Here is a 24617-nt window from a genome sequence, read left to right on the forward strand (position 1 = left end):
AAACGCCGCCATCTAAAATGGGGCGTTATTTATCTTCACTCTAAGAGTTAGTTTACGAATTGGTATCTTCTAGACGCTCTTCGGGGATAAACCAACATCCAATTGGCGTACGGTCGATGAGTACTTTTTTTCCAAGGTTGGAAAGTTCTTTTTCAATGTAATTTGCTACTTCTTCGGTTTCCGTGTAAACAGAGTATCCATTTTTTAGTTTTTCCAACTTTTCCCTCGCAAGCCGCTTACGACTTATAATCATAATTTGGTTCCCCCTTTCCAAGATTTATATACTAATATCATACCCGAAATGATGGGATTATGAAACCGATCCTGAAGAAGAAATACGTCAATCTTTTAAAATTTAATAGATTTATTCACAATTAATTTTTGTCAGAGAGGAGTTTTCAGCAAAATGGACCGCAATTCGTTTGTACATTTACATGTTCATACTGAATATAGTTTGCTAGATGGTGCCTCTCGATTAGTGGAAGTGATACAGAAGGCGAAAGATTTAGGGATGGAAAGTTTAGCGATTACGGATCACGGTTCTATGTATGGAGTGATCCCATTTTATCAACTGTGTAAAAAAAATGGAATAAAACCGATTATCGGGTGTGAGATGTATCTGACAGCTGGTCATTATCAGGAACGTCCAAAACGAAAAGATGCAAAAAACAATCATCTCTTATTAATAGCAGAAACGAATCAAGGATATCAAAATTTAATGAAGTTAGTAACAGAAGCACAGCTCAGAGGTTTTCACTATCGCCCACGGATTGATAAACAATTATTAAGACAATATTCGAAAGGCTTGATTGCAACCAGTTCCTGCCTGGCAGGAGAGATACCGAGAGCTATTTTACAAGATGATTTGAAACAAGCGAAGCATTTATTAGAAGAATATCTCGATATTTTTGGGACGGATCATTTTTTTCTAGAATTACAAAATCATCAACTGTGGGAACAACAAAAAGTAAACCAAGTTCTCATAGAATGGGCGAAACAATATGGCCTTTCGCTCATTGCTACAAATGATGTTCACTATACCAATAAACAAGACACACATACCCATGACTGCCTCTTGTGTATTGGAACAGGCAGTAAACTAGCAGATGAAAATCGATTTCGATTCGATACAGATCAAGTATATTTAAAATCAACGGAAGAAATGGCTGCTTTGTTTCCTCATGTCCCAGAGGCTATCTACAATACAGTAAAACTTGCCAATCGTTGCAATGTTCATCTGCCGCTTGGAGAAATTTTGTTACCAGCATTTCCTGTTCCAGATTCCTTTTCACCAAAAGAATATCTTGCAGCTTTATGTCAAAAAGGATTGACAAAACGATATCAAGAGCCTGATGAAACCATTATCAAACGACTGGATTATGAATTGAGGGTCATTGATCAAATGGGTTTTAATGATTACTTTTTAATTGTTTGGGATTTGGTTCGATTTGCATGGAAGCAAGGAATTGCCGTAGGTCCGGGAAGGGGATCAGCTGCTGGGAGTTTAGTAGCTTATTTGTTAGGAATTACACAAGTTGATCCCATTCGCTACGAGCTGTTATTTGAGCGGTTTCTGAATCCAGAACGAATCAATCTGCCTGATATTGATATTGATTTTGACTATGAACGAAGAGACGAAGTGATTGAATATGCAAGGAAACGATTTGGAGAAGATAGAGTTGCACAAATCATCACGTTTGGAACAATGGCTCCGCGGGCGGCAGTTCGTGATGTTGGGAGAGTCATGGGAATTCCTTATCAACAAGTGGACAAACTCTCTAAGTACATTCCTGGAACACCTGGCATAACACTTGAGCAAGCGATTAAACAGGAGCCCTTACTACAAGAGGAAATAGAGCATAATCCAACTGTTAGGCAGCTTTTTCAAACTGTCGCTAAGATCGAAGGAATACCAAGACACCCTTCTACCCATGCTGCTGGTATTGTTATCGCTCCATCTCCTCTCACTGACTATGTTCCCCTGCAAGAAGGCAGTGGGATTGGTCCAATCACCCAATATCCAATGGAATCTCTTGAGGCTATTGGATTATTAAAAATGGACCTATTAGGGCTTCGCTATTTGACTGTCATCGAACGGGCGAAAAAGTTTATTGGGCAACAAACAGGAAAAGCGTTTCAGTTTGATGATGAAATGAACGATTCAGCTACATATGCTCTGCTTTCAAGCGGAGAAACGAGTGGCATATTTCAATTGGAATCTGCAGGAATGAGAAACGTGCTAAAAAAATTAAAACCTTCCAATTTCGAAGATATTGTTGCAGTAAATGCGCTATATCGTCCAGGGCCAATAGAGCAGATTCCGCGTTTTATCCGAGCGAAATATGGCCAAGAAAAAACTCATATTCCACATCCTATTTTAACGGAAATTCTCCAAAATACTTATGGAATCATAGTATATCAAGAGCAAATCATGCAAATTGCTTCGACTTTAGCTGGTTTTACATTAGGAGAAGCAGATATCCTTCGCCGAGCTGTAGGGAAGAAGAAAAAAGAACTTTTACATGAGCAGCGAATTGCGTTTGTGGAAGGCTGTGTGAAGCAAGGATATAGTCGGGATTTGGGAAATGAAGTATATGATTTGATTGTTCGCTTTGCCGATTATGGATTTAATCGCAGTCATGCTGTTGCCTATGCTGTACTCGCATACCAGACTGCTTATCTCAAAGCAAATTATCCTGTTGATTTTTTAACTGCTCTCCTCACTACGACTATAGGTAATCAAAACAAAATGGTGGAGTATTTAGAGGAAGTAAAGAAAATGGGTATTCCTGTATTTCCTCCTAATGTGGAAACGAGCGAGGAGAATTTCACGATTTCAGATAAAGGAATATTTTTTGGACTTGGTGCGATAAAAAACGTTGGTACTTTAGCGATTCGTTCTATTTTACAAGCTAGGGAACAAGGGCCTTTTCGAGATTTGTTTGATCTATGTGGGAGAATTAATCTGCGGGTGTGTAATAGTCGTGTACTAGAATCACTCATTAAAGTTGGGGCATTGGACGGTCTTCCTGGCAATCGAAAACAGAAGTTAGCAGTGTTGGAAGATGCAATGGAGGCTAACCGTGATACTGGTAATCAGCTTCCATTGTTTCAAGAATTCCCATATGAAATAGAGTATCCTGATCTAGCACCATATACTTTAATGGAACAGTTGGAAATGGAACGAGAATTAATTGGGTTTTATTTATCTGGTCATCCGCTAGAGGCGTACCCACAAAGTGCTTTTACCGCTCATCAGCTGAGTAATTTATCTGATCATACAAAAGTAGAATTAGCCTTGCTGATTACAAGTGTAAAACTAGTTCAGACAAAAAAAGGTGATACGATGGCATTTGTGGAAGCTGGTGATAAAACAGGTTCAGTAGAACTCGTTGTGTTTCCTAATGTATTTCAACATACGAGAATGCTCCTTCGAGAGAATCAAATGATCGGGGTTTCCGCTACTTTGCAAGTGTCCAATCAACAGCCAAAGCTTATCGTGAATGACTTGTTTTCATTAGAATCTATGAACAAAGCGAAAAAGCTATATATTCGTATCCCTGAACAAGCGGAGAAAAAGGTTAAAACCATAAAAAATATTTTAGAAAATCATCCTGGTTTGATATCTGTTTTTTTGTACTATGAACGAACGAAATCAACTTTGGAACTCCCTGTCACAGAATTAGGAATATTTCCAACTGATGATTGTTTAAAGGAACTTATACAAATTGTAGGAAAAAATAACGTCAAACTAGTGTAAACTGCAAGAATTCGATGTTTTTATAAATTGTAAATATTGTGATATAATAGAGTATATATACATTCACACCGGTTTACCCTTTGAAAGGGTGGTTATTTCTATGATTACATCTTTGATTGTGTCTTTTTTTGTGCTAGGTGTGTTAATGTTCACTTCTATTATTTGTATAAGTAACATGTGCAACGGAAAAAAGAGAAGAAGATCATCACATAAAAATAAACGTCGTCACTCTTCTTGGTACCATTCCTGTAGTGGCGGTAGCTCGTGCAGTAGTAGTTCTTGTGGAAGTAATTCCTGTAGCAGTAGTTCATGCAGTAGTGGTTCGTGCAGTAGTAGTTCCTGTAGCAGCGGTGGTGGAAGTTCATGTGGTTCGTCATCTTCATAAGAAGACGAACCAGTTTTTTCTCTTGTGCTTAAAAACGTTAATGTTTCGATGGGGAATCAACTTATTATTACCAAATATTCATTTATCATGAAATATGCGTAAATCATGTATACCCTTGGAAGGGTTGGTGAGTCTTCATGATTTTTATCATTACGCTTATCATTTTGGTTTTGTTAATTTCCACTTCAAGCGTTTGTGTAGCAGATCTTTGCCAAGAAGGGGGAAATAAGAGGAAAGACTGGAGTAATGATAGTTATGATACTTGGACTGGTTCAGGCGGGGGTGGCTCCTCCTATAATTCCAATCATTCATCCTCTCATCATTTGAACCATTCTTATGATGATAGTTCTAGTAGCAATTCAAGTGATAGTAATTCCTGTACTAGCAGTTCATGCAGTAGTAATTCCTGTAGTAGTAATTCCTGTAGTAGTAATTCCTGTAGTAGTAATTCATGCAGTAGTAATTCAAGCAGTAGTAGTTCATGCAGTAGTAACTCAAGTAGTTGCAGTTCAAGTAGTAGCTCTTGTAGCAGTAGTTCAAGTAGTAACAGTTCGAGTAGTAGTTCCTGTAGCAGTTCCAGTGGAAGCTCATGTAGTTCGTCAACCTTTTAGGGATAATGAGTTATTACAGGAATAGGAAGGGAATTCAATGGATGGTTGAAAAAGTGACTATGGTTCGGGTTAATCCCGAACCAATCTTTTTAATGTGTAAAAAAATAAGGATAAAAAAGCTTATTTTTTTGTGGAAAAGATATGATACAAAGCAAGTTGTCTCTTCTATATTCCTTTTTGTTATAATGTTTGGTATTATGAGTCGGAGTTTGCCACCCAGTGGACAAGTAAAGCTGCTGAAGCAGCAAGCCTAAAGGAGCGAAAATGGTGACAAGTATTCGAGAGAAATCATTACAATTACATCAAGAGAAGCAAGGGAAATTAGAGGTTCTGTCGAAAGTTCCAGTAAAAAATGCACATGATTTGAGCTTGGCTTATTCACCAGGTGTTGCAGAACCATGTAAAGAAATTCATCAGCATCGAGAAAAAGTATATGACTATACGATGAAAGGGAACCTAGTAGGAGTAGTATCGGACGGTACAGCAGTCTTAGGACTAGGTAATATCGGCCCGCATGCTGCAATGCCTGTAATGGAAGGAAAAGCAGTGCTTTTCAAGGCTTTTGCAGGTGTGGATGCTTTTCCCATTTGTATTGATACGACTGATGTAGATAAAATTGTAGAGACGGTCAAAATTCTCGAGCCTACATTTGGCGGCATTAATTTAGAAGACATCGCTGCCCCTGCTTGTTTTGAAATAGAAAAGCGGTTAAAAGCAGAATTGAAAATCCCTGTGTTTCATGATGACCAACATGGGACTGCAATTGTAACGGTAGCAGGTTTAATCAATGCACTCAAAGTAGTTGATAAAGAGATGGGTGAAATTCGGGTTGTAATCAATGGTGCAGGCGCAGCTGGAATTTCTATCGTGAAATTATTAATTCATTTGGGTGTAACAGATGTCATCCTTTGTGATAGTAAAGGTGCTATTTATGAAGGTCGCTCCAATGGTATGAACTCGATCAAAGAGGATATCGCGAAAATAACGAATCGTGGTCTGATTCAAGGTGATTTGCAGACCGCAATCAAAGATGCAGATGTCTTTATCGGTGTGTCAGTTGCAGGTGCAGTGACTTCAGATATGGTAAAATCAATGAATCGGGATCCGATTATCTTCGCAATGGCAAACCCTGACCCAGAGATCATGCCGGGTGAGGCTGTTGCTGCTGGTGCCAAAGTAGTTGGAACGGGCAGATCTGATTTTCCAAACCAAGTTAACAATGTACTCGCTTTTCCAGGCATTTTTCGAGGAGCTCTTGATGTCCGGGCAACACAAATAAATGAGGAAATGAAAGTGGCAGCAGCTTATGCGATTGCGAATCTGATTCCTGACTATGAACTCCGTCCTGATTATGTGATTCCAGCACCTTTTGATGCAAGAGTTGCTCCCCAGGTAGCACGAGATGTAGCGGCAGCAGCTATTCAAACAGGTGTGGCTTTGATCCAAGCAAATCCTGACGATATATTGGAAAAAACGATACAATTAACAAATGCTGCTATCCAAAGCTAACAAATTACACTTTAATCTCTTAGGGAAAAAGAGGTGAGATTCATTGTCATTGAAGGATTTATTCCGTAAACAAAGAAAGTATGCCACGATCCCTTCGGAACAAGCCAAGAAAGAGATTCCGGAAGGAATTATGGAAAAATGCCCAAAATGTGGAACGATATTTATTGCCAAAGAGTTAGAGAAAAATCTAAAAGTATGTCATTCTTGTGGATATCATTTTTCACTCAGTGCTCCAGAACGGATTGCTTCTCTCATTGACGAAGAACATTTCTTTCCATTCGATGAGGATCTGCGATCTGTAGATCCTTTGGAGTTTCCAGGTTACGTAGAAAAGATCGAACAAGATATCAAGAAAACGAATATGAACGAAGCGATCGTAACTGGTGAGGGAACAATCGGAGGATATCCGGTTATCCTTGGAGTGATGGATTCTCGGTTTCGTATGGGGAGCATGGGCTCTGTTGTTGGGGAGAAAATAACGAGAGCGGCGGAACGGGCAGTGAAGAAGAAATATCCATTTATTCTTTTCTCGGCTTCTGGTGGTGCGCGTATGCAAGAAGGAGCTCTTTCCTTGATGCAAATGGCAAAAACGACTGCTGCATTAGAGAGAATGAATCGGGAAAAAGTATTATTTATTTCTGTTCTAACCAACCCCACTACTGGTGGAGTTTCCGCTAGTTTTTCTTCATTAGGAGATATTAATATTGCTGAACCAGGTGCGCTGATCGGTTTTGCAGGAAGACGCGTTATTGAACAAACGGTTCGGCAAAAATTGCCAGATGATTTTCAAACTGCTGAGTTTCTATTAAAGAGAGGACAATTGGATCAAGTTGTACCTCGCTTAGAGCTTCGTGATACTCTGATAAAAATTTTAGCATTTCATGCGTAGGGAGGGGAGAGTTTGAGTAATCCACTGTCCTTTGAAAAACCGATCGTAGAACTCAGAAATAAAATAGAAGAACTGCGTGCCTTTACAAGTGAGAAGTCAATCGATCTCAGTGAAGAGATAGAAACACTGGAAAAAAAGGCAGAAAGACTGGAAAAAGAAATTTACGGCAATCTGACAACCTGGCAAAAAGTACAAATCGCTAGACATGCTAGTCGTCCTACTACTTTGCACTATATTCATACCATTTTCACTGATTTTTTAGAGTTACATGGGGATCGTCTTTATGGCGATGATTCAGCTATTGTCGGCGGAATTGCCAAGTTAAATGGGTTACCTGTCACTGTTATTGGACATGAGAGAGGGACAGATACCAAAGATAAGATCAGTCGTAATTTCGGTCTGCCTCATCCTGAAGGTTACCGCAAGGCACTGCGTCTCATGGAGCAAGCGAATAAGTTTGGACGTCCGATCATCACTTTCATCGATACACAAGGTGCCCATCCTGGTATGGAGGCAGAAGAGAGAGGACAGAGCGAAGCAATCGCTAGAAACCTTAGAGAAATGGCAGGATTCTCCGTGCCGATTATTTGTGTTATCACAGGTGAAGGTGGTAGTGGTGGGGCACTTGGTATCGGAGTTGGTAATAAATTGTTGATGTTAGAACATGCTTATTACTCTGTTATTTCTCCAGAAGGTGCAGCAACCATTCTTTGGCGGGATGCGTCCAAGGCTCAAGAAGCATCAGAGGCTTTGAAAATCACTTCTGACCACTTGCTTAAACTGGGTATTATCGATGAGATCATCGCAGAACCAAAAGGCGGTGCACATAAAGATCCGAATGAGCAGACCATTTTGATCAAACAAGCACTGCTCAAATACTTAGAACCATTGCTGGCAATGAGTGGAGAAGAGTTAATAGAAGATCGATATAAGAAATTCGCCCGGATTGGTGAGTTCTCTTCCGCTGTGTTAGAAGGAAAAGCATAAGGACTGTAGACATATTGTCTACGGTTTTTCTTTTGACTTGAAGAGGATTTTGCAAGGAATGAGTATCATTTGGAAAAAATAAGTATATGACAATTGGTTTTGCTGTTTTTCTGAAAATGATATCTGATTTATCCTCAGAAAAGGAGAAAATTATATGGATTACAAGAAATCTGCTTTAGTACTGATTGATTTACAAAAAGGTATTGTTCCAATAGCATCAAATGGAGATGAAATCGTTCGTAATGCAAAGCGGCTAGTTGATCGCTTTCATGAAAGAGAAGGTTTAGTATTCTTTGTTCGGGTTGCTTTTCATGATGGACAAGATGCATTAAAACCAGAGTTAGATCAAAAAATGCCTGCTGCGAAACGTTCGGAAGATTGGGCAGAATTAGTACCGCAACTAGAGATATCTGCCCATGATTTTATTATTACCAAAAGACAATGGGGAGCATTTTTTGGTACTGAACTAGACTTGCAGCTGCGCCGTCGTGGAATAGACACGATAGTGCTTGGTGGAATCTCTACGAACATTGGAGTAGAGACAACAACAAGAGAGGCTTTTCAATTAGGTTATAACCAAATATTTATTACCGATGCGATGGCAGCAGCGAGTAAGGAAGAACATGAGGCTACTTGCAAATACATTTTTCCTAAGATCGGAAAGTTGAGGGTGACAAAACAGTTTTTGTCCGAGTTTTAAGCTGCTGAAGTAGACAGTTTTTAATAATATTTTAGTATAGAGGATTCGTATGTTACTATATAAACAGGCCGATCAGGGCGGGCAGAGGATAATAATGATCAATAAATATAAATGTTAACAGATTGCTTAAAACGTAAACCTATATTACAATCTTGTTTAGGCAGGTGCTTAACATGTTGTATATTAAATATGGAAAACTTACAAGAAAACTTAGCTCCGTACAAATGTATACGATGAAGCGTTGTGCGGAGCCTAATATGGGAGCAGTATGATAACTCCCTTATTCATCGGCTGAATAGTTCAAAAAAGCATAGAAACCTATGCTTATTTCATGTTGACTATTTTGCTGGTGATGATAGATAAAAGGGCCGAGGGCAATGCGGTTGTCTTTGGTCCTTTGTGTGTAGTTTTATTAAGACGTACACAAAGCAGAGGACTAGTGTCGTGGACACTGCTACCGCTGCTTTTTTATTTTTGAAAAAAGGATGTAACCATCATGAGTTTATTGAAAGTAGAACACTTATCCCATTCATTCGCAGATAAGAAATTGTATGAAAATGCTTCTTTTGATCTATACAAAGGAGAGCATATGGGAGTAGTCGGTCAAAATGGAACCGGAAAGAGTACGTTGATCAGGATTTTGACGGGAGAAATTGTTCCGGATAAAGGGGAAATAAGCTGGCAGTCCAATGTGCAAATTGGGCATTTGGATCAATATGCAGAAGTGGATGGACAATATACGATTTATGATTATCTGAGTACAGCTTTTGCTGATTTATTTGCGATGGAAGCGAGAATGAATCAGCTCTATGAAGAAAGTGCCGTAAAAGCAGATAATCAATTACTGATGCAAGCAGTGGAAATCCAAGAGCAATTAGAGACAAATGATTTTTATTTAATCGATAGCAAAATCCAGAAAATCATCGCTGGATTAGGGATTGATGCGATTGGTACCGACAGAGTGATTCAAACATTGAGCGGTGGTCAACGAGCAAAGGTGATTTTAGCGAAGTTACTTTTGGAGCAACCAAATGTTTTATTATTAGATGAACCGACGAACTTTTTGGATAAAGAGCATGTGGAGTGGCTTGCTGATTATCTGCTTACTTTTACTGGGGCATTTATCGTGGTTTCTCACGATGAAGCGTTTTTGGAGAAAATCTCTTCTTGTATTTGTAATATCGAGCTTGGAACAATAAAAAAATACCACGGCACCTTCTCGGATTTCATCAAGCAGAAAGAGCATTTACGCCAAGATTATATCCGTCAATATCAAGCCCAACAAAAGCACATTGAAAAAACGGAAGAATATATTCGCAAAAATATCGCAGGAGTCAATTCGAAAATGGCTAAAGGCCGAAGAAAGCAACTGGAGAGGATGGACCGTCTGGCGGCACCTGTGTTTACACAAAAACCGACGATTGAATTTCAAGCATTGCCACTCATCAATCATACTGTTCTTGAAGTAAATGATCTGGAAGTAGGTTATGATCGATCTCTTTTGCCGAAGATAAATTTTTCGATTGCTGGTGGTCAAAAGCTTGTGATCACAGGATTTAATGGGATTGGAAAGTCTACCATGTTAAAAACGTTAATGGGGATTATCCCGGCTATCGGTGGACATTTCCATTTCGCTAGGCAAGTGAAGATAGGTTATTATGAGCAAGATCTCAAGTGGGAAAATGGATCTTGGACGCCGATGCAAATTATCTCTGATGCATTTCCTAAACTGAATAAAAAGGAAGTCTTTTCCCATCTCGCCCGGTGTGGGGTGAAAGATGCCCATGTTACACAAGAAATTCGTTCTTTAAGCGGAGGAGAACAATCCAAAGTAAAATTGTGTCGTTTGTTACTTTCGCCCAGCAATTTCTTGATTTTAGACGAACCGACCAACCATTTGGATGCAGAAGCAAAAGATGCTCTGCAACAAGCATTGATCGCTTTTGAAGGCAGTGTTATTTTGGTTTCACACGAAGCGAGTTTTTATCGGGAATGGGCAGATGGAATTTTGAATATAGAGGTAAAAGAAGACAAAGCTTATAGATAAATGTGCATGCCTCTTGGCAATGGATGCTAAGAGGTGATTTTTTTGGAATAAGGAGAAAGACAGCCGATTTTCGTCTTGAAAAAATCGGCTGTTAGCATTTATAAAAAAGTTCATTCCCCATCATCATAATGAATGAGAAGTTTGGTTAAATATTCTTCTGTCTTCCGAATTTTCTCCAACTCAAAAGTAGAAATAAAACGAATCATTGTAGTATGAAGATGTCTCACATCTTGGATCTTTGCTTTTAAAATAAAAGTAGTTAAGCGCTTCCAATCCTCATCTGTCAATTTTGGATCGGGTAAATCTGGATTAGGGTTACTATATTGCAGCAATGTCGCAATCGATTCTACTAGGGTAATTCGGGTTTTTGCCCATCGGAATTGATCGATCATCGTGACATATTGTTCGCCTTCGCAATAATAGACGAAAAACTTAGCGAATTCTTTTCCTAAATGAAGAAGCTGGTCCTGATCCAACTGGGCACCCCCCTTGTAAAAAGAAGTTATAATCTAACTGTACCTCATTTATGAAGTATGTAAATAAATATTTAATGTGATATAAATAATAATATTTTCCAATAGGATATAGTAGACTTATTCATAGGTTTTTTATATTTATTTACTTTTATTTGATGGAAATTTCTATTCCTTAGAGCATTATTTTATAAGCCTTTGTATCTTTGAAGAATGATGCAGAAAAGTCGGTGGGATGGGGAGAAAATGGAACAAACAAACTTTAGTTTGTTAAATGGATGTAAATAAAAACAATATCAGGATTTGATTTTCCATCTGATTCACATAAAATAAAAGTAAAGAATAATAACTTGCTATTAAGCCGTAGATTAGCGAAGGAAGAACAACAGCTAGATCTGTTTAGAAATTTTCTGATATAATATCTAACTTAAGATGCAGGATACTGTTTGTTTTGTCTGGAGCATTTTTTCTCTTTGGTCCTACAGGATAAGAAAACGTCATATGTATTGATTTTTCGAGAGGATATAAAATTTTAGCATCAAAGAAAATGCTACGGATCGTATAGATCCGTTTTATCATTTGTAACATAGGTGTTATTTTGGTTAATCCTCGACGGAAGGATATTTAAAATGTAAAATTACAATAATAATATGAAATAATTATCCTATGAATTGGGAGTGGAAAGAGTGAAACGGATAGCTGTATTAACGAGTGGTGGGGATGCACCAGGGATGAATGCTGCAATACGAGCAGTTGTCCGTGCGGCAATTTTTGCTGGTATGGAAGTATTTGGAGTAAAACGCGGATATACTGGACTTATTCAGGGAGATATTCTTCCGTTGCCTTTAGGATCAGTCGGAGATATTATTCATCGCGGAGGTACATTTCTATACACTGCAAGATCAGATGAATTTCGAACGGAGCAAGGCCAAGCGAAAGCATTAGCGAACTTAAAAAAATATGAAATCGATGGACTGATTGTTATCGGTGGAGATGGTACTTTTTGCGGAGCGAGTAAGTTAGCTGCTAAAGGAATGAAGACGATCGGCATTCCGGGAACTATCGATAATGATATTCCTGGAACAGAATTTACGATCGGGTTTGATACCGCTATCAATACCGTAATTAACTGTATTGATAAGATTCGTGATACTGCAACATCACATGAAAGAACTTATGTAGTAGAAGTGATGGGGAGAAATGCCGGAGATATTGCTCTTTGGGCTGGTGTAGCAGGTGGAGCAGAATCCATTTTGATACCAGAAGAGCCTTACGATATTGAGGAAATTCTTTCGCGCTTAAATCGAGGAGTAGAAAGAGGTAAAAAACATAGTATCATTCTTGTAGCAGAAGGTGTGGGTAATGGTGTGGAGATTGCGAAAGTGATCGAAGCCAAAAGTGGATTGGAAACAAGAGTGACCATTTTAGGTCATGTCCAACGCGGAGGGTCTCCTACTGCATTTGATCGAGTATTAGCTAGTAGAATGGGAGTCAAAGCAGTAGAGTTGATTCTAGCAGGGCAAACCAATCAAATGGTTGCGATTAAGAATGGAAAAACAGAAGGTGTTCCATTTTCCGTAGCTTTTACCGAAAAACATGTGCCTGACCTCTCTCTTTCTCCATTAACGGAACAATTATCTATTTAACAGGTTTTCAAATGAAATGGGAGGTAATTTATGAGAAAGACAAAGATTGTTTGTACAATAGGGCCAGCCAGTGAGGACATAGAGATACTCAGAAAGCTTATCAGAGCAGGGATGAATGTTGCTCGTTTAAATTTTTCTCATGGGAGTCATGAGGAGCATGCAGCTAGGATAGAAAAAATTAGACAAGCTGCAAAAGAAGAAGGAAAAGTGGTAGCGATTTTACTGGATACAAAAGGGCCGGAAATAAGAACTGGCGATTTACGTGTACCAGAAGTGGAGTTATTAGCTGGAAATCATGTTACTTTGACAACTCAATCGATATTAGGCGATGCTGATCGCGTATCAATAAGTTATGCTGATTTTCCAAATGATGTACATCCAGGATCAACAGTTTTAATCGATGATGGATTAATTGGTTTAGAAGTAGATGATATCGAGGGTACGGAAGTGCATTGTACCATTCAAAGCAGTGGTACATTGAAGAGTAAAAAAGGTGTGAATGTCCCAGGGATCCGCGTCAATCTTCCCGGAATAACAGAAAAAGATGCAGCGGATATCCGTTTTGGGATTGAAAATAATGTGGATTTTATAGCGGCATCTTTTATTCGCAAAGCAGAAGATATTCTAGAGATTCGAAAAATTTTAGAAGAGCACCAAGCGTATATCCCGATTATCGCAAAAATCGAGAACCAAGAAGGTGTCGAAAACGTTGATGAGATTTTAAAAGTTGCTGATGGGTTGATGGTTGCTCGAGGGGATTTAGGGGTAGAGATACCAGTAGAAGAAGTTCCTCAGGTACAAAAAGATACGATTCGAAAATGTAACATCATGGGTAAACCTGTTATTACCGCTACGCAAATGCTCGATTCGATGCAACGCAATCCACGTCCCACTCGTGCTGAGACAAGTGATGTGGCCAATGCCATTTTAGATGGTACCGATGCGATTATGTTGTCAGGAGAAACAGCCGCAGGTAAGTATCCGATTGAATCTGTTATAACGATGGCCAAAATTGCTGAGCGGACAGAAGCCTTTTTTAATCATCCTCTCTGGTTGGATAAGATGAGTTCAGAAACCGGACATACGATCACAGAATCGATCAGCCAAGCAGTTGTACAGACGAGTAAAAATCTAAAAGCATCTGCAATTGTCACAGCAACTGAACGTGGTTATACAGCGCGTATGATTGCAAAGTATCGTCCAAATATCCCTGTGATAGCAGTTACGCCGAATGAAGATATTATGCGTAAACTTAATCTTCTATGGGGTGTTTTCCCGGTCTTTGGAGCAGAGTGCGAAACGACAGATGAAATGTTCCAAAGTTCTATCCATGCTGCAATCTCATCATCCTTTGTCACTCAAGGAGATTTGATTCTTATTACAGCAGGAGTACCTGTAGGACAATCAGGTACGACAAACTTGATGAAAGTATATGTAGTAGGCGGAGTACTATTACAAGGTAAAGGAATTGGCAAGCAGGTGGTGACAGCTCCTGTTGTCGCAGGAGCAACTCCAAATGAATTACGAGAAAAAATGGTTGATGGAGCAGCACTTGTTACGTGCGGGACAGATAAGGAGATCATTGATCTTATTGAGCGGGCTTCTGTTGTCATAACGGAAGAAGGGGGATTGACCTCACATGCAGCTGTTGTATGTGTAAGTCTTGGTATTCCTGTAGTAGTTGGAGTAAGAGGCGCAGTAGAAACACTCCGTTTAGAAAAAATGATTACCGTAGATACGAATACAGGTCAAATTTATTCTGGAAAAGCAAATGTAATGTAAACAACAACACCTTCTTACAAGGACAAAAATCTTGTAGAAGGTGTTGTTGTTTTAAGGTCTACATCAATCCAAGTTGTGGGAAAATCCACCAGCGAAGACGATTTCGACGTTTTGTTTTTCGGCGAAGCATAGTTATAAATCTCCTTTCCTGAGATTTGGTGTGTACATTTTGGCTATTCGCTTGGATGTAAGAAATGAAATGCAAATTTATAGGCAAAATGAGGAATAGCCGGATCTCCATAAAAATCAACTTTCTTATTCTAACATATTCAGTCAGTAAAAGTGCATTCCTTGTCCTTATTATGTGATGGCAGTTCGAGAAATATGATACTTATTTTTGATATACTTACATCAGAACCTACCGCTTGGAGGAATAAACTTGAATACAGAAATTAGAGTTCGTTATCAAGAAACAGATCAAATGGGTGTTGTCTACCATGCAAATTATTTAGTTTGGTTTGAAGTTGGCAGGACAAGTTTAATTCGAGAATTAGGGTATTCTTATACTGGATTAGAAGCGAAAGGACTTTTATTACCAGTCGTTGATGTAGGTGCTCAATTTCGCCGTTCAGCCAAATATGATGATGTTGTAATGGTGGAAACCTCGATAAAAGAATTGGGTCCTAGTAAGATTGTGTTTGAATATAGTATCCGACGAAAATCGGATGGGCAATTATTGGCTACTGGTCATACAAAACACCTCTGGGTAACGAAAGAGATGAAACGTGTTCGTCTTCCTGATTACTCTCCTGAACTTTATGATCAACTTGAACAATTACACTTAGTTAATAAAGCTTAGGAAGCTGTGTGCTCAACTAAGAAAGGATTGGCTGCCATCATGATACTAAAAAAAATGTTACAAGCCGTCATCGTTTTCTTTTTATTGGAGCTGGTAGTCATGATATGGGTAGGAACCTTAATTGGTGCATGGAAAACCATTTTGCTCGTTTTGTTATCTGCGGTGATCGGGCTTTTACTCATACAAAAGTTTGGCTATAAAACATTTCAAAAAGCACAAGAGCAGTGGTCATCCGGACAACCCCCAGGGCATACTATCCTAAAGGGTGTATTGCAGTCATTGGGGGCAATCCTGTTTATTTTTCCCGGTTTTATTAGCGACATCATCGGTATTTTGCTTTTGATTCCTTTTACCCGAAAAATGATCCAACAAATGGCTTATTTGTGGCTTAAAGATCGGGCAATGCGTCGTTTTCGTTAAGTTTGCTGCTTTTTCCCATTGATAATGTAATACCAAATATCTTGGAAGATATGGGCTTTGTGGAGGGCGATAATAATGACAGCAACAGTTGGTCCGACAATAAAACCAAGTACTCCGAGTAAATTTAATCCAATAAAAAGAGCGATTAACGTGATCAAAGGATCTAGGCCTATGCTAGTAGCTACTAATTTGGGTTCGATGGATTGTCTTGTGATAAGAATGATCAAATAGACAATACTAATACCTATAGCTAGATGGATATTTCCAACAAAAAATAAGTAGATGATCCAAGGTACGAGAACAGCTCCTACTCCTAAGTACGGTAGTAAATCTACAACTCCGATGATGAGCGCTATGGAAATCGCGTAAGGAACACGTAAGATAAGCAGCCCAATATACATGATTACAGATGATATTGTAATTAATGTTAATTGAGCTCCAATAAACCCAACTAATGCTTTTTTCAGGTCATTCATTACTGCCCCGCTTGTTTTACGGATAAATTCAGGAACGATATGATCGATATTTTCATGTATCCTTGGCCATTTTAAACTGATGAAAAAAGTGGCTAAGGTGATAAAGACAAGTACTGTAATAAGGTAAGGGAGATTTCCTAAAAAGCTTCCAATTCCACTAATAATATCGGTTATAAACATCGTTCCTTGTTTGGTTAATGCAGAAATATTTTCTTGGATGCTCGCCTGAATACTCGCTTGTTGACTAGGATTCTTTTGTAAGTAGCTCTGTATCGTATCGATAATGTGGTTTAAAAGAGTGTTTTGCTGCACAAACTTCTCAAATAATAACTGTCCTAAGTCGTTAAAGAAAGAAGGTAATTTTTGAGCTAGATTCGTGAGTTCCACTACGATTCCGGCAATTAAGAAAACGACCGCTGTGAGTAATATGGATAAGAGCAAAAATAAAACGAGAAAAGAACCGAGTAATCTAGGGATTTTACATCTTCTCTCTAACCAGCGGATGACTGGCTCCATGAGCATAGCGATTATCCATCCAATCAAAAAAGGATAGAGAAGAGGAATGGAAAAATCCAACAAAAAATAAGCTGCTAAAACAATGATGATAATGAGAATAGAACGGGAAATAATCCCTAAAATTTGATGTTTACTCACGTTTTACCCCTGCCTCCTTACTAGAAGATTATAACATTACATGGATCAAAATGGATGAACATACAAAAGGGCTAGGATGGGAAATTTAATAATAATGTGGTACACTAGTTTTGGGCCCAAATTCGATTTATCATGTAGATTTACTATCTTTTCTCGGATATAATATGAATCGTGTTTTTGATAATCGAAAAGATTTCTTAATGACACAGGTATGAAAACGTTTACTTACCTGATTTTTCAAGGTGCCTGTCATTTTTGTTAACGATGGATAAGGAGCGATAACACATGGTAGTTAAAGGCTTGGAAGGTATTACAGCTCTCTCCTCAGAAATTTGCTCCATTATCGATGGAGTATTAACGTATCGAGGTTACAATATCGATGATTTAGCCGAACATTCTACTTTTGAAGAAGTAGCATTTCTACTCTGGCACAATCATTTGCCTAACCAAGAGGAACTAGCTGAACAAAGGAAAGCATTTCAAGAAAACGCTGCAATCTCTGATCAACTAATCAATCAAATCCGCTTATACCCTAAAAATGCACATCCAATGACTACGCTTCGCACCGCAGTTTCAGCTCTATGTATGTTTGATGAAGAAGCAGAAAGAAACACACCAGAAGCAAATCAACGAAAAGCTATTCGCTTAACTGCAAAAATACCAACAATTATTGCTGCTATCGCTCGGATACGTGATGGGTTAGAACCAATCGCACCACGTACTGATTTGGGACTAGTGGCTAACTTTCTATATATGCTTCATGGCAAAGAACAGTCAGAAGTTGCTGTTCAAGCATTAGATAAAGTATTGATTTTACAAGCAGATCATGAATTAAACGCATCTACCTTTGCCGCACGTGTTACAGCCGCTACTTTAGCAGATATGTATTCTTCTGTGACAGCAGCTATTGGTGCACTCAAAGGACCATTACATGGTGGGGCAAACGAACAAGTAATGGTAATGCTGCGTGAGATCGGGTCTGCTGAGAATACAGAACCATACATCTTAGAAAAATTAAACAATAAAGAAAAAATCATGGGATTTGGGCACCGTGTGTATAAAGATGGTGATCCTCGTGCCAAGCATCTGCGTGAGATGTCTAAAAGACTAGGACAACAACATGGAGATACGAAATGGTATGATATCTCAGAGACGGTAGAGCAGTTGGTTACAACAAACAAAGGATTAAAACCAAATGTAGATTTCTACTCTGCAACCGTCTACCATTACTTAGATTTAACGGAAGACTTGTTTACCCCATTATTTGCAATGAGCCGAATTACAGGCTGGACTGCGCATATTATGGAGCAATACCACGATAATCGTCTCATTCGCCCGCGAGCAGATTATGTTGGCAAAACGGATCAAAAATATATACCTATCGAAAAAAGATAATTTCAAGGGGATATTTGCATCCCCTTTTCCCTTTATCTTTTTTAATTGTTAGACATATGGGATGGTTCTAAATAAGAGGAGGTACATAAGATGACTGGTGAAAAAATTACGGTACAAAATGGAAAATTGAATGTTCCTAATCACCCAATTATTCCTTTCATTGAAGGAGACGGGACAGGCCCGGATATTTGGGCAGCTTCAAAAAGAGTATTGGACGCTGCTGTAGATAAAGCTTATAACGGGGAAAAGAAAATCGTTTGGAAAGAAGTTTTTGCTGGAGAGAAAGCTTTCAATCAATCTGGCGAGTGGCTTCCTGAAGAAACATTAGATCTTATTAAAGAGTATTTAGTTGCTATTAAAGGACCATTGACGACACCTGTTGGTGGAGGAATTCGCTCGCTAAACGTTGCCTTGCGCCAAGAGTTAGATTTATATGTCTGTCTGCGTCCTGTTCGCTATGTAGATGGAGTTCCAAGTCCAGTAAAACGTCCAGAAGATGTGGATATGGTGATCTTCCGCGAAAACTCAGAAGACATTTATGCTGGTATCGAATGGGAGGCAGAATCTGCTGAGGCACAAAAAGTGATTCAATTTTTACAGCAAGAGATGGGCGTGAAAAAAATCCGCTTCCCTGAAACGTCTGGTATCGGGGTAAAACCAGTTTCCAAAGAAGGTACGGAGCGTTTAGTCCGTGCTGCCATTGAATACGCTCTCTTACACAAGCGTCCAAGTGTAACCCTTGTTCACAAAGGCAATATCATGAAGTTTACCGAAGGTGCTTTCAAACAGTGGGGTTATGAGTTAGCTGAGCGTGAATTTGGAGATAAAGTATTTACTTGGGCACAGTATGACCGCATTGCAAAAGAGCAAGGAAAACAAGCGGCGGATCAAGAGCAGCAAGCAGCGACAGAAGCAGGGAAAATAATTGTGAAGGACGTGATCGCAGATGCTTTCCTTCAACAGGTTTTGACCCGTCCAAAAGAATATGATGTAATTGCTACGTTGAACCTAAACGGAGACTATATTTCGGACGCACTAGCAGCTCAGGTGGGCGGCATCGGTATTGCTCCAGGAGCAAATATTAACTATGTGACAGGGCATGCCATCTTTGAAGCAACTCATGGAACAGCTCCTAAATATGCGGGACTAGACAAAGTAAACCCTGGCTCGGTTATTCTTTCTGGGGTCCTCATGTTGGAACATCTAGGATGGCAGGAAGCAGCAGATCTGATCCATCAGTCTCTAGGAAAAACCATCTTGGACAAAACGGTTACATACGATTTTGCTCGTTTGATGGATGATGCAACAGAAGTAAAATGTTCAGAGTTTGCCAACCATCTTATTCAAAATTTGTAGGGGGAAATAGCATGGCAGCTATTAAACGTCGTAAAATATCTGTAGTTGGTGCAGGATTTACCGGAGCAACTACTGCCCTGATGCTCGCACAAAAAGAACTTGGAGATATCGTGTTAGTGGATATTCCACAAGCAGAAAATCCAACAAAAGGGAAAGCCTTAGATATGTTGGAAGCTAGTCCTGTACAAGGATTTGATGCGAATATCACAGGGACTAGCAGCTATGAAGAAACAGCTGATTCCGATATTGTCATCATTACTGCTGGGATTGCCCGTAAACCTGGAATGAGTCGTGATGACCTTGTAAATACCAATGCGAAAGTAATGCGTGCGGTAACAGAACAAGTAGTAAAATATTCTCCAGAATGTATCATTCTCGTGCTTACCAACCCAGTCGATGCAATGACTTATGAAGTATATCGTACATCTGGGTTCCCAAAACATCGTGTTATTGGACAATCAGGTGTACTGGACACTGCTCGTTTCCGCACCTTCGTGGCACAGGAATTGAACATTTCCGTTGAAGATATCACCGGTTTTGTACTTGGTGGACATGGAGATGACATGGTTCCACTTGTACGCTATTCTTACGCTGGTGGAATCCCGCTAGAAAAACTGATTTCCAAAGACCGTTTAGATGCGATTGTTGCACGCGCTCGTACAGGCGGCGGTGAAATCGTAAATCTCCTAGGCAATGGTAGTGCTTACTATGCACCAGCTGCTTCTTTGGTGCAGATGGCAGAAGCGATTTTAAAAGATAAAAGACGTATCCTTCCAGCGATTGCTTATTTGGAAGGGGAATACGGCTACCAAAACATATATCTCGGTGTACCAGTGGTCCTCGGTGGTAACGGAATTGAGAAAGTATTGGAACTTGAGCTTACTGAATCAGAGAAAGCGGCACTCGATAAATCCGCTGATTCCGTGCGTAATGTAATGAAAGTATTGAGCTAACGATAACCATACACATAAAGGAGCTTTATCTAAACGTAAATTTAGGTGGGGCTCTTTTTGTATTGGAAAAAGAAAAATTAGGTTGTCAGAATAAATGAAGAATATGTATGATAGAATGAAAATATATCAGACATAAACGGAGGTTTTTGACGATGGATCATGCTCTGCGTCTTGAAAGTGAAATCAAGCAAAGATATCAAACGACCATCCCGAAAGATATACGAGAACAAGCAAAATTAGATATTGGCGATGAGTTGATTTGGAAATATGACGAGTTACGCGATGAAATCATTATTATCCGAAAGCCCACTAAATTTACCGAAGCATTTTGGGGACTAGGCAAAGAACTATGGGAAAAAGAAAGTGCTGATGAGTATGTGAAAAAGGAGAGAGAAGGGTGGGAGTAAGCCAATTTTTTGATGATATTCAGCGAATAGCTATGGATACAAATCTATTTATTTATGCTTTTGAACAGCATTCGAGTTATGGAGAAACGGTAAAAGAAATTTTGGAGATAGTGGAGGAAGGGCGAGTAGAAGCGATTGCTTCTGTTATTACATTTACTGAAATCTTAACTAAACCCATTCGGGAAGGTGATGAGGCACTAGAAAAACGTTATCGTATCCTCTTTTCTCATTTTCCTAACTTGTTTGTTGAACCAGTTAGTGTAGAAATATCGGAAAAAGCAGCATATTTACGTGGTAAGTATCATTTAAAAACACCAGATGCACTAATTTTAGCAACAGCTATTACTTTAAGAGCTGATTTATTTATCACTAATGATCAAAGACTGTCTTCCGTCAAGGAAATTCGAACCATGACAATTGACGAGGTTAAAGAAGCAATTTTTAAGTAGTTTTACATGGAAACATTATGTGGCACCCGGAGACAACAGCTGACAGCCATTGTACCGGGTGTTTGCCACAGGAGGAGCTTAAGGACGTGTTTCCCCTAGCAGTTCCTGCACCTCCAGCATTAGAGCGGAGGGGTCTTCTTCCAGCATTCGGAGCTGAGCGGTCAGAATCTCTACGGCCCGTGCCGCATGATTCATGAACCGTCGCTGGTTTCGGACCTTTCGCTCCAGACGGATGACCTCCGAATTCTCGAAGAGTTGGCGTTCCAAGTGCTTGATCCGCTGACGCAATTTTGCGTTTGTAGTTTCGAGAGCCTTTGTCCAGAGCTCTGCGAGTTCGTCGAACTCGACCCTTCCGTCCTCAGAAGCCTCCAAGCGGGAAATCGTTCCCAGCAGCTTTGTGGTCTCTTCGCCATGAGCGGCCCTCAGTTGCAGGATTTCTCCTTCATGAGCTGCTCGCTGCGTTTGAAGTGCCCTTTCCATGGCTGCTTTCAGCCGAGAAATCTCCTCGGCATCGGTCTCCTGACGCTGGCGAGCTTCCTCTTGCAGCCGGGACATTTCCTCAGCGTGAGCTTTCTGTCGCTTCTGAGCTTTCTCTTCAAGTTGGGTATTCTGCGATTTGGCTTGTGTCAGTTGCCTTCGCAGCCCAGCAACCTGGGTCCTAAGCTCCCGATTTTGCCAATAGATATCTCCATTCTGGAGTTTGTCGGTGAGTTCGGAATTCCTGCGGGTGAGCTGGGAGACCTTTGAAGTCAGCTTCCCGTTTTCTTCCTCCAGTTTCCTCTTTTCTTCCCGAAGCTGACTATTGTTCTTGTTGACAAAGTACAGGGGAATACAGAGGGCAAGTGCGAGAAGACCGAGCACGGTCAGGAAGTACCAAAAAGGGACGTACATTCCAACCTCCTGTGACGATAACACTATCATATACTATTTATTGATTTTGTTATAGTGAATGAATGGGGGAGATAAGTTGGCAAAACAATTTTTAGTAGTCAATAGTTTTACAGGGAAGCACGGTATTGGAAATCCTGCGGCTATATTTTGTGATTCATCTGGTTTAAATGACCAACAAATGCAAGCAATCGCCATGCAGCTCAATCTCGTAGAAACCGTTTTTGTGTTTCCAGCAGAAGATGCAGACTTTACATTTCGTTATTTCACCCCTAACAAAGAAGTGCCTGTGGCAGGACATCCTACAGTCGCTGCTTGTATAGCACTTGTACATACAAATAAGATAAATCCTGCAAATAAGTCTTCGATCTATATTCATACAGCTGATGGTGTTCGAGAGGTTCGAATAGAAGAAAATGTAGATTCTGTGTATATCAAGATGAAACAAGTGGAGCCGAGTTTTCCTTCGATTGCATCTGATCGCAAGGAAGTAGCAGAAATACTTGGGATAGAGGAACAAGATTTATTAATAGATTACCCCGTTCAAGCTGTAGATTTGGGTTTAAAGCATTTGATTGTCCCTGTAAAGTCATTGGAGCGTTTAATGGCAATAAAGCGAAATATCTCTCCGCTGAAACAGTTATGTGTGGATTTAGGAGTAGATGAAGTCCAAGCATTTACCTTTGAAACATATAGTAACCACGCCACTTTACATACCAGAAATATTTGTCCCAGAGAAGGACTGGAAGACCCAGCTTGTGGGATCGGCAATGCTGCTTTAGGAGCATATTTGTGCAGGATGCAAGAATTCATAGGAAAATCTATTATTGCAGAACAAGGGAATGCAGTAGATATGCCTTGTGATATTGAGGTGGAGATAGGAAAGCAAGGAGATATTTGGATTGGGGGTACTGGGAAGCTGATGATTCAAGGGGAGTATTTGGCGATCGAATAGTGCGAATGCTATTAATTTTATGCGAATCACCTTGGTTGATAGGAGGTTTTTGTATATACTCATAAGGAAGAGGTCTATATGACCTGAGGATCACCGACACAGATTGGACAAACAGCAAATGAACGACCAGACGGTCATCACTCTGCCGGACGACCTGCGCGTCTTCTACACCAGGGAGAACAACAGCCTCCGATGGCTGAGCATCGTGCGAGAGCTGCTCGGCACCTGGGGAGAGCACGTCGCGGCGAACGTTCGTGAGGGGCTGGAGGCTCCCGCCTTCAGCGACTGGACCGGACTCCACGACATCACCCTGACGAACAACCAGCGCCAGGTGTTCGAGACCTGGGGCGAGAAGATCGCGGCCGACACGCGTCAGGGGAAGAAGCTTCCCACCGTCGGTTCGATTTGGGGGAGCTCGGTCGAACTCGTCGGCTCGGAGCTGAAGGTCAACATGTTCCCGGCTCTGTTCCCCGAGAAGCTCGTCAAGGGACGCGTCCCTCGTGCGAACAGCCCGCAGTGGACGGAGGTCTACTTCGACCACCCGGAGGACATGGAGCATGTCTTCGACGGAGTCAACATCCGATACGAGGGGGACGTCAAGAATCCCGCCAAGCACAACGTCCTGATCGGAATCCACGGAAGGACCGGCCAGCTCATGGTCTGGACCACCGGTGGGATGGTCACGGACGACATCACCGCGGCGGAGGACCCGTTCTACGCGAACTCCGCGGAGCGGCTGTTCAAGGAAGGCGGGATGAAGATCAGCGAGGCCGAGGAGCACTACTTGGCCTGGCATGGCATCGACGGTGACATGAACTACATGATGCGCCGAGTGTTCTTCCGCCGTTCAGCCGACTGGGTTCGGTACTGCTACGAGCGGCGAGAGGCCAAGAACGAGTTCACCACGCTCCTGGTCGTCCCCGCCAATTTCCTGGCCATCCAGCGAGTCTGCGAGAAGTACGCGGACAAGCTCAAGGTCTTCTGGGTCATCGAGGAGATCGCCAAGCTGGCCTACGGAGTCTGATCATGCGGTGATCCGACTGTGACGCTGTAAGGCGCCACACGCCCTGTTTCAT

At 40.5% G+C, this 24617-nt stretch carries 23 protein-coding genes; 19 read left to right on the forward strand and 4 right to left on the reverse strand.

Translation table 11 applies throughout. The annotated features are described in order from the left end of the window. Positions 1–52: 52 nt before the first annotated feature. Positions 53–253, reverse strand: a complete 201-nt coding sequence (locus tag MK805_RS05080) for a YtzJ family protein (RefSeq protein ID WP_240874381.1) — start codon at positions 251–253, stop codon at positions 53–55. 153 nt (positions 254–406) lie between these two features. On the opposite strand from MK805_RS05080, the gene MK805_RS05085 reads away from it, so the two are divergent. From MK805_RS05085 to MK805_RS05120, 8 genes are all read left to right on the forward strand, one after another. Beyond that, positions 407–3760, forward strand: a complete 3354-nt coding sequence (locus MK805_RS05085) for a DNA polymerase III subunit alpha (protein ID WP_240874382.1) — start codon at positions 407–409, stop codon at positions 3758–3760. A 251-nt stretch (positions 3761–4011) separates the two neighbouring features. After that, positions 4012–4236, forward strand: coding sequence for a hypothetical protein (locus tag MK805_RS05090; protein ID WP_240874384.1), 225 nt, complete (start codon positions 4012–4014; stop codon positions 4234–4236). 245 nt (positions 4237–4481) lie between these two features. After that, positions 4482–4781, forward strand: coding sequence for a hypothetical protein (locus MK805_RS05095; protein ID WP_240874385.1), 300 nt, complete (start codon positions 4482–4484; stop codon positions 4779–4781). Between the two features lie 239 nt (positions 4782–5020). After that, positions 5021–6265: an NADP-dependent malic enzyme gene (gene ystJ / locus MK805_RS05100; RefSeq protein WP_240874386.1), complete on the forward strand. Its 1245-nt coding sequence runs from the start codon at positions 5021–5023 to the stop codon at positions 6263–6265. A gap of 43 nt (positions 6266–6308) precedes the next feature. Beyond that, positions 6309–7154: an acetyl-CoA carboxylase, carboxyltransferase subunit beta gene (accD, locus tag MK805_RS05105; RefSeq protein ID WP_240874387.1), complete on the forward strand. Its 846-nt coding sequence runs from the start codon at positions 6309–6311 to the stop codon at positions 7152–7154. Positions 7155–7166: 12 nt separating this feature from the next. Next, positions 7167–8141: an acetyl-CoA carboxylase carboxyltransferase subunit alpha gene (locus MK805_RS05110; protein ID WP_240874390.1), complete on the forward strand. Its 975-nt coding sequence runs from the start codon at positions 7167–7169 to the stop codon at positions 8139–8141. A gap of 154 nt (positions 8142–8295) precedes the next feature. Continuing rightward, on the forward strand, positions 8296–8841 hold the full coding sequence (locus tag MK805_RS05115; protein ID WP_240874391.1) for an isochorismatase family protein: 546 nt from the start codon (positions 8296–8298) through the stop codon (positions 8839–8841). A 496-nt stretch (positions 8842–9337) separates the two neighbouring features. Further along, positions 9338–10888, forward strand: a complete 1551-nt coding sequence (locus tag MK805_RS05120; protein ID WP_240874396.1) for an ABC-F family ATP-binding cassette domain-containing protein — start codon at positions 9338–9340, stop codon at positions 10886–10888. Between the two features lie 110 nt (positions 10889–10998). Here the strand turns inward: MK805_RS05120 and MK805_RS05125 are convergent, their stop codons facing one another. Further along, positions 10999–11364, reverse strand: a complete 366-nt coding sequence (locus tag MK805_RS05125; protein WP_240874398.1) for a hypothetical protein — start codon at positions 11362–11364, stop codon at positions 10999–11001. Positions 11365–12047: 683 nt separating this feature from the next. On the opposite strand from MK805_RS05125, the gene pfkA reads away from it, so the two are divergent. From pfkA to MK805_RS05145, 4 genes are all read left to right on the forward strand, one after another. After that, positions 12048–13007 carry a 6-phosphofructokinase gene (pfkA, locus tag MK805_RS05130; protein WP_240874401.1) on the forward strand — a complete coding sequence of 320 codons (960 nt, stop codon included), beginning with the start codon at positions 12048–12050 and terminating at the stop codon, positions 13005–13007. A 30-nt stretch (positions 13008–13037) separates the two neighbouring features. Further along, positions 13038–14789, forward strand: a complete 1752-nt coding sequence (gene pyk, locus MK805_RS05135) for a pyruvate kinase (RefSeq protein ID WP_240874404.1) — start codon at positions 13038–13040, stop codon at positions 14787–14789. Between the two features lie 379 nt (positions 14790–15168). Then, positions 15169–15588, forward strand: coding sequence for an acyl-CoA thioesterase (locus MK805_RS05140; protein WP_240874406.1), 420 nt, complete (start codon positions 15169–15171; stop codon positions 15586–15588). Between the two features lie 39 nt (positions 15589–15627). After that, positions 15628–16008, forward strand: coding sequence for an FxsA family protein (locus MK805_RS05145; RefSeq protein WP_240874408.1), 381 nt, complete (start codon positions 15628–15630; stop codon positions 16006–16008). Here the strand turns inward: MK805_RS05145 and ytvI are convergent. Beyond that, entirely contained in the window at positions 16005–17138 is a 1134-nt protein-coding gene (gene ytvI / locus MK805_RS05150) for a sporulation integral membrane protein YtvI (protein WP_240874411.1), read from the reverse strand. The two genes, MK805_RS05145 and ytvI, sit on opposite strands and share 4 nt — an antisense overlap. Before the next feature lie 285 nt (positions 17139–17423). Here ytvI and MK805_RS05155 point away from each other — a divergent pair, with 285 nt between their 5' ends. From MK805_RS05155 to MK805_RS05175, 5 genes are all read left to right on the forward strand, one after another. After that, positions 17424–18533: a citrate synthase gene (locus tag MK805_RS05155; protein ID WP_240874415.1), complete on the forward strand. Its 1110-nt coding sequence runs from the start codon at positions 17424–17426 to the stop codon at positions 18531–18533. Positions 18534–18623: 90 nt separating this feature from the next. Continuing rightward, entirely contained in the window at positions 18624–19889 is a 1266-nt protein-coding gene (icd, locus tag MK805_RS05160) for an NADP-dependent isocitrate dehydrogenase (RefSeq protein ID WP_240874419.1), read from the forward strand. Positions 19890–19900: 11 nt separating this feature from the next. Beyond that, a complete protein-coding gene (mdh, locus tag MK805_RS05165; protein WP_240874422.1) occupies positions 19901–20842 on the forward strand; it encodes a malate dehydrogenase in 942 nt (313 codons plus the stop codon). Positions 20843–20994: 152 nt separating this feature from the next. Then, positions 20995–21249 (forward strand): AbrB/MazE/SpoVT family DNA-binding domain-containing protein, encoded by a 255-nt coding sequence (locus tag MK805_RS05170; protein WP_240874424.1) that lies wholly within the window; start codon positions 20995–20997, stop codon positions 21247–21249. Continuing rightward, positions 21240–21698 (forward strand): type II toxin-antitoxin system VapC family toxin, encoded by a 459-nt coding sequence (locus MK805_RS05175; RefSeq protein ID WP_240874426.1) that lies wholly within the window; start codon positions 21240–21242, stop codon positions 21696–21698. The genes MK805_RS05170 and MK805_RS05175 overlap by 10 nt, the downstream gene beginning before the upstream one ends. Before the next feature lie 78 nt (positions 21699–21776). On the opposite strand, the gene MK805_RS05180 is transcribed toward MK805_RS05175, so the two are convergent. Beyond that, positions 21777–22589, reverse strand: coding sequence for a coiled-coil domain-containing protein (locus MK805_RS05180; protein ID WP_240874428.1), 813 nt, complete (start codon positions 22587–22589; stop codon positions 21777–21779). Between the two features lie 76 nt (positions 22590–22665). On the opposite strand from MK805_RS05180, the gene MK805_RS05185 reads away from it, so the two are divergent. Beyond that, the gene (locus MK805_RS05185) at positions 22666–23541 is read left to right on the forward strand and encodes a PhzF family phenazine biosynthesis protein (RefSeq protein ID WP_240874430.1); all 876 of its coding nucleotides are present in this window, start codon (positions 22666–22668) and stop codon (positions 23539–23541) included. Between the two features lie 103 nt (positions 23542–23644). Continuing rightward, positions 23645–24565 carry a hypothetical protein gene (locus MK805_RS05190; RefSeq protein WP_240874431.1) on the forward strand — a complete coding sequence of 307 codons (921 nt, stop codon included), beginning with the start codon at positions 23645–23647 and terminating at the stop codon, positions 24563–24565. Positions 24566–24617 lie beyond the last annotated feature (52 nt).

The organism is Shimazuella soli, assembly GCF_022511585.1.
Classification (GTDB): domain Bacteria; phylum Bacillota; class Bacilli; order Thermoactinomycetales; family Thermoactinomycetaceae; genus Shimazuella; species Shimazuella soli.